This is a genomic window from Aeromicrobium sp., from assembly GCF_049586495.1.
Taxonomy (GTDB): Bacteria; Actinomycetota; Actinomycetes; order Propionibacteriales; family Nocardioidaceae; genus Aeromicrobium.
This window is the reverse complement of sequence record NZ_JBAVCB010000142.1, coordinates 1-6,433: the sequence shown is the minus strand read 5'-3', so window position 1 is coordinate 6,433 and position 6,433 is coordinate 1. Positions and strand designations below refer to the sequence as shown.

General features: G+C 66.8%; 6 protein-coding genes. 1 reads left to right on the top strand and 5 read right to left on the bottom strand.

Translation table 11 applies throughout. From position 1 onward, the window contains the following. Positions 1–104: 104 nt before the first annotated feature. Both WB508_RS07570 and WB508_RS07565 read right to left on the bottom strand, forming a co-directional pair. Complete coding sequence (locus WB508_RS07570; RefSeq protein ID WP_423844276.1) at positions 105–2,750, bottom strand: glycoside hydrolase family 65 protein; 2,646 nt, start codon at positions 2,748–2,750, stop codon at positions 105–107. Beyond that, on the bottom strand, positions 2,747–3,457 hold the full coding sequence (locus WB508_RS07565) for an HAD family hydrolase (protein WP_423844275.1): 711 nt from the start codon (positions 3,455–3,457) through the stop codon (positions 2,747–2,749). Before WB508_RS07565 ends, WB508_RS07570 begins: the two co-directional genes overlap by 4 nt. Positions 3,458–3,494: 37 nt before the next feature. On the opposite strand from WB508_RS07565, the gene WB508_RS07560 reads away from it, so the two are divergent. Further along, positions 3,495–4,682 (top strand): arginine deiminase, encoded by a 1,188-nt coding sequence (locus tag WB508_RS07560; protein ID WP_423844274.1) that lies wholly within the window; start codon positions 3,495–3,497, stop codon positions 4,680–4,682. A gap of 17 nt (positions 4,683–4,699) precedes the next feature. Here the strand turns inward: WB508_RS07560 and WB508_RS07555 are convergent, their stop codons facing one another. The 3 genes from WB508_RS07555 to WB508_RS07545 all read right to left on the bottom strand — a co-directional run bounded on the left by WB508_RS07555 (position 4,700) and on the right by WB508_RS07545 (position 6,415). Further along, complete coding sequence (locus WB508_RS07555; protein ID WP_423844273.1) at positions 4,700–5,539, bottom strand: DUF5926 family protein; 840 nt, start codon at positions 5,537–5,539, stop codon at positions 4,700–4,702. A gap of 36 nt (positions 5,540–5,575) precedes the next feature. After that, positions 5,576–5,971 carry an ATP-binding protein gene (locus WB508_RS07550; RefSeq protein WP_423844272.1) on the bottom strand — a complete coding sequence of 132 codons (396 nt, stop codon included), beginning with the start codon at positions 5,969–5,971 and terminating at the stop codon, positions 5,576–5,578. Between the two features lie 171 nt (positions 5,972–6,142). Then, positions 6,143–6,415, bottom strand: a complete 273-nt coding sequence (locus WB508_RS07545; RefSeq protein ID WP_423844277.1) for an HU family DNA-binding protein — start codon at positions 6,413–6,415, stop codon at positions 6,143–6,145. Positions 6,416–6,433 lie beyond the last annotated feature (18 nt).

Below are 6,433 nucleotides of genomic sequence, written 5' to 3'. Positions count from 1 at the left end.
CTCAAGAAGGCCCTGGTCTTCAGACACGGCACCTGCCAGGCACCCACCTGCACCACACCCGCCGACCAATGCCAGATCGACCACCGCAAACCCTGGCCCCACGGTCAGACCGTCGGGGCGAACCTGTGGCCACTGTGCGAACGGCACCACCAGATGAAGTCACACGACGTCATCACCTGGACCCTGCCCTCCGGCCACGCCATCGCCGCCGAACCCGCCCAGCACGCAGCCTGACGGCCCAGTCGATCAGGACCCGGGACGATGGCAGCGATGACGGTGCCGTCGGCGCGCCTGCGACCCGGCACCGGGGGCGGCTCGCCCTCAAGACGCGGGCCCTGGCCGTCGAGCACGACGCTCACTGGCTTCTCGACCGTCACGGTCACGCTCTCACCGCGCACGAGGAAGGTGGCCTCGATGCCGTCCTCGACCTCGAGATCGAGGCTGTCGTGCCGGACGGTGACGCGCACCCGGGTGCCGCGGATCGTCAGGCGGTACACCAGCGACTCCCACGACTCGGGCAGACGCGGGTCGATGGTGAACTCCCCGTCGTGATCGCGGAAGCCGCCGAAACCACTCACCAGCGCGTTCCACACGCCGCCGGTCGAGGCCACGTGCACGCCGTCGGTGGTGTTGCCGTGCCGGTCGGCGAGATCCACGAACAAGGCGGCGTTGAAGTAGCGCAGCGCGAGATCGTGGTATCCGACCTCGGCGGCGATGATCGACTGCACGACCGCCGACAGCGTCGAGTCACCCGTGGTGATCGGGTCGTAGTACTCAAAATCGGACCGCTTCTGCTCGTCCGTGAAGTGATTGCCCTGCAGGAACAACGCCAGCACCACGTCGGCCTGCTTGAGCACCTGGAACCGGTAGATGACCAGCGGGTGGTAGTGCAGCAGCAGGGGCCGTTTCTCCAGCGGGGTGTTTTCCAGGTCCCAGACTTCGCGATCCAGGAAGTGCTGGTCCTGCGGATGCACGCCCATGTGCTCGTCGAACGGGATGGCCATGTCGTCGGCGGCCTTGTCCCACGACTCGATCTCGTCGGTGTCCAGATCGAGTCGGGTGACCATCTGCTCGTACTGGATGCCATCGCGCACGGCCAGCTCACGCACCGCCTGGGCGGCGTGCCGCAGGTTGAAGCGCGCCATGACGTTGGTGAACAGATTGTCGTTCACGACGGTCGTGTACTCGTCCGGACCGGTGACTCCGTGGATGTGGAAGACCCCGTCCTCCTCATTGCGCCAGAAGCCCAGATCCACCCACATCCGGGCCGTGCCGACCAGCACGTCGATGCCCTCGCGGGACAAGAAGTCCAGGTCATCGGTGGCGTTCACGTACTTGCTGATCGCAAACGCTATGTCGGCGTCGATGTGGTACTGCGCGGTGCCGGCGGCGTAGTAGGCCGACGCTTCCTCTCCGTTGATGGTGCGCCACGGAAACAGCGCTCCGTTCTGCGCCAGCTGCTCGGCTCGTAGCCGTGCGGCCTCCAGCAACGTGTACCTGAAGCGCAAGGCATTGCGTGCTGCTCGTGGCGTGGTGTAGGTCAGGAACGGCAGGACGTAGACCTCGGTGTCCCAGAAGTAGTGGCCCCCGTAGCCGGACCCGCTCACACCCTTGGCCGAGATACCTGTGCCCTCGGCGCGGGCGGCGGCCTGGGCGATCTGGAACAGATTCCAGCGCACTGCCTGCTGGACCTCGGGTTGCCCGGCGATCTCGACGTCGGAGCGCTCCCAGAATCCGTCGAGCCACGCGCGCTGGTCGGCGAACTGCCGCTCCAGACCCTCCTCGGGGACACGGTCCAGCGTGCGGCAACACCGATCCAGCAGCTCACGCGACGGCACGCCGCGGGATGTGTGATAGCTGACCAGCTTGGTCAGCCGGATCGGCTTGCCCGGCTCGGCGTTGATCCGGTACGTCATCTTCGCAAGGTCGTCACCGGTCTGGACCCGTTGGGTGAAGTCGTTGTCGGTCTCCAACCGGTGGTCGGCCGCCACCGCGAGCGTCATCCCGCTCTCCGCGCACTGGTAGCCCAGCGTGACGCGACCCTCGGCGCTGCTGCCGAAGTTGCTTTGCGGGATGAGCACCCGATGGCCCAGTGCCTCGGCACGCCGCGGGTCCGCTCCCTCGCCCATGGCCTTGGACGGCACGTGATACTCGTCCTCGCCGTCCTGACGATTGAGGATCTGAGAAGAGATGGCCACGGGCGCGTAGTCGTCGAGCAGCGTGACCTCAAAGGTCATGACGGCCAGATGCCGCTGCGCGAACGACACCATGCGCTGGGAGCTGATCCGCACCCGTTTGCCGCTCGGCGTGCGCCACAGGATCTCCCGGCTCAGCACCCCGCTGCGGAAGTCGAGTCGGCGCTCGTACTCCAGCAGGTCGGCGATCGAGACCAGCAGCGGTTCGTCGTCGACGTACAACCGGATCACCTTGGCGTCGGGCACGTTCACGATGGTCTGACCCACGCGAGCGAAACCGAACGCTTCCTCGGCGTGCTGGATCGACCACGTCTCGTGGAAGCCGTTGATGAAGCTGCCGTGCGTGTGGGACTCGCGGCCCTCTTCGACATTGCCACGCATGCCGAGGTAGCCGTTGCCGACTGAGAACAACGTCTCAGTGAGACCCAGGTTCTCCGAGTCGAGGTTCTTCTCGATCAGCGCCCATCCGTCGACCGGGAACCGGGAGCGGTCCAGCTGGTCAGTGACCCGTGGCGGAACGTGCGAGGGGCCCTTGTGGCCGTCGGACGGGCTCACAGCAGCTCTCGCAGGTCTGAGACGACCATGTCCGCACCATTCTCGGTCAGCGCGGCGACGCCGGCTCCTCGGTCGACGCCGATGACGAGTCCGAAGCGTCCGGCTCGACCCGCCTGCACACCAGAGAGCGCGTCCTCGAAGACGACGGCGCGCTCCTTGGGCACATCGAGCTGAACGGCAGCGTCGAGGAAGGTGTCGGGGGCGGGCTTGCCGGCCAGGTGGCGGGTGATCGCAACGGCGCCGTCGACGATGACGGGGAAGTGCTGCAACATCCCGGCAGCCTTGAGCACCTTGGGAGCATTGCGCGAGCTGGACACGATGGCCATCTTGACGCCGCGTTCGATCAGGGCGTCGACGAGTGCCACCGATCCGGGGTAGGGCTCTACGCCCTCCTCGCCCAGGATGCGCTCGAAGTCGTCGTTCTTGCGGTTGCCCAACCCACACACGGTTTCGGCCGCGGGATCGTCGGACGGATCGCCGTGGGGCAGATTGATGTCGCGGGAGTCCAGGAAGGACTGGACGCCCTCGTATCGCGGTTTGCCGTCGACGTACTGGTGGTAGTCATCGAGCGTGTAGTCCTGCGCCAGGCCCCGGCTGTCGAGGAAGGCGTTGAACATCGCCGACCAGGCGCGCTGGTGCACCACCGCTGTCGGGGTGATGACACCGTCGAGATCGAACAGGGCAGCGTCATAGTCATTCCAGTCCACGACATGAGACTAGTAGGCAGCCGACTAACGTGGGGTCATGCCAGTGGGAGCTACCAGCGAAGTCGGCCGTCTACGCACCGTGATGTTGCATCGTCCAGGGCCGGAGATCGCCCGGCTGACGCCACGCAACAACGACACCCTGCTGTTCGACGGCATTCCCTGGCTCGGCCGGGCTCAGGACGAGCACGACGCCTTCGCCCAGGCGCTGCGTGACCACGACGTCGAGGTGTTGTACCTGTCGGAGTTGCTCGTCGAGACGCTCGATGTCCCGGCGGCTCGCGAGCAGATCATCGCCAGCACGCTGACCGGGCTGTACGTCGGACCCGTCCTGCAGGCCGCGATCGCGGACCTGCTGGAGCAGGCTCACCCCGAGCAGCTGGCCAACGTGCTGATGGCGGGCCTTCGCAACGACGAGATGCGTCGCACCGGCAGCGTCGCGCACGCCCTGATGCAGCCCGAGGACTTCCTGATCAACCCGCTGCCCAACCTGCTGTTCACCCGCGACTCGTCGGTGTGGCTGCCCGGCCGGGTGGCTGTGACCAGCCTGGCCATGCCGGCTCGCGAACGCGAAGCGCAGCTCACCGGTCTCATCTACGAACACCACGCGCGCTTCTCAGGCGTCGAACGGGTGCACGGTCCCCACTTGGAGCACCTCGAGGGCGGCGACGTGCTGCTGCTCGCCCCCGGTGTCATCGCCGTCGGCGTGGGCGAACGCACGACCCCCGCGGGCTTCGAGCGATTCGCCACCCAGGTGCTCGACGGCGGACTCGCCACGACGGTGCTCGCGGTACCAATCGCGCAGGAGCGCGCCACGATGCACCTTGACACCATCGTCACGATGGTGGACGTCGACACCGTGGTGATGTATCCCAACATGGCCGACTCGCTGCGGTCGGTCCCGGTCACCTGGGACGCCACAGATCGGCGACTGGTGATGGGTGAGGAGGATTCGTTCTTCGCCGTCGCGGCCGACGCGATGGGCATCGGCACGCTGCATCAGATCGACACCGGACTCGACCCCGTGACCGCCGAGCGCGAGCAGTGGGACGACGGCAACAACACGCTGGCGATCGACGCCCGGCTCGCCGTCGCGTACGAGCGTAACGAGGAGACCAACGCCCGACTGGTCGAGCATGGCATCGAGGTCATCGCGATCAGCGGGTCTGAGCTCGGCTCGGGCCGGGGCGGCCCCCGGTGCATGTCGTGCCCCATCGAGCGTGACTGAGCCAGAGCGCCTACGTCTCAGCGAATCGACACCTGGCGGCTGACGATGTTGCCGCGCGCCGAGCGCTGTTCGGGCGTGAGTGGCGTCGTGTCGGCGAGCGCCTCACCGAGACGCTGCTGGAACGCCGCGGCGGGCTTCTCCAGCGCATCGGCGTCGACCTCGAACTCCCAGACCGGGACCAGCAGCCCGTGGGCGCGAAAGTGGCCGATCAGCTTGCTGTCACCGGTCAGGGTGTCTCCGCGGGACGCCTGCAGCCGGGCCAGCGCGTCGAGCAGGTCCGAGTCATCGTGCGGCATGACCCAGCGCAGGTAGCGGTGCGAGCCCATCTCGGTCCAGTACGCGCCCTCGACCGAGGACAGACGCACTGTGGGCGCTACTGACTCGTTGGCCTCCTCCAGCAGAGCGGCCGTGTCCGCACCCGCGTCGACGCCGTCGAGCCAGAAGTCGAAACCATCGTGCACCTCGACCTTGAACGGGGCTGACAGGTCGAGCAGGTCCTGCAGCCGCGGCCCGACTCCGGGGTCACTCATCGAGACGGGGTTGCCCGGTTCGGTGGCCTGGGCCTGCTCGACCACGTGGGCAAGGTCGCGAGAGACGTCACCGAAGTTGTGCATGACCTGCAAACCGACCCAGATCTGACCATCGGGTCGCACCAGTCCGGCGCCGCCGCCGGGCAGCAGCGAGCAGACGGTCACCTCGCCGCCTGACTCGAGCGCGGCGGTCGCGGTGGCCGACGGCACGAACTCACGCAGGGCGATCCAGTCCACCTCGTGCGGCAGGCCCTCGAAGGTCCGTGCGACGAACGGCATGCGCTCCTTCTTGGCAGCGCGGTTCTTGATTCTTGATTTCTTGCCCATGGTGGCCAGCCTAGTTGGGCATGGCCACGGTGCGATTCACCGAGGCGTCGTGTGCAGCTCGGCATTGACCCGCGTGCCGTGCGACATGTCGACCCACCAACGATCGGCGACCTGACTGATGATCGACAGGCCGCGACCACTCAGGGAGTCCTCGTCGAAGTCGATGGGAGTCAACGACCCCCCGGCGCCGTGGTCGAGGACGCTGAGCTCGAGAAGGTCGCCCTGGATGGTCCAGCTGATCTCGATGCCGCCGTCCGGGGTGGGGCCGCCGTGATTGACGGCGTTGGCGATCATCTCGCTGATGACCAGCAGGGCGTCGTCGATGACCTCTGGGGCGACCAGATTCAGCGTGAGGAAGGAGGCCAGCCGCGTGCGGGCCATGGCGGGAGTGGAGGTGGCGAAAGGCAGAACGATCGCGTCGTGAGCGCTCACTCTCGCACCTTTCGACAAAAGATCGTTGAACGGCGCGTGCCCACTGCTTGACCACGACCGGAGTCCAACGTAGCCATCTGCCGGTCAGGTTTCCAGTCCTGCACGTGACAAACGGCGCCACTGACCACCCATGGCAGGGGTCTGTGACGCCGTCAGGCGAGTGTCAACGTGTTACTTGGCGGCGGCCTTGAGGCGCGAGCCGACGCTCACCTTGACGCCGAAGCCGGCGGGGATGTTGATCGTCTCGCCGGTGGACGGGTTGCGACCCGTACGCGCGGCACGGTTGACGCGCTCGACCGACAAGATGCCGGGGATCGAGACCTTGTCGCCCTTGGCGACCGACTCCAGCAGGATCTCGCTGAAGGATGACAGGACGGCGTCGGCATCGGACTTGGTGGTGCCAGCCTTTTCGGCGAGGGCGGCCACAAGGTCGTTGCGTGAGATAGCCACAAGAGCTCCTAG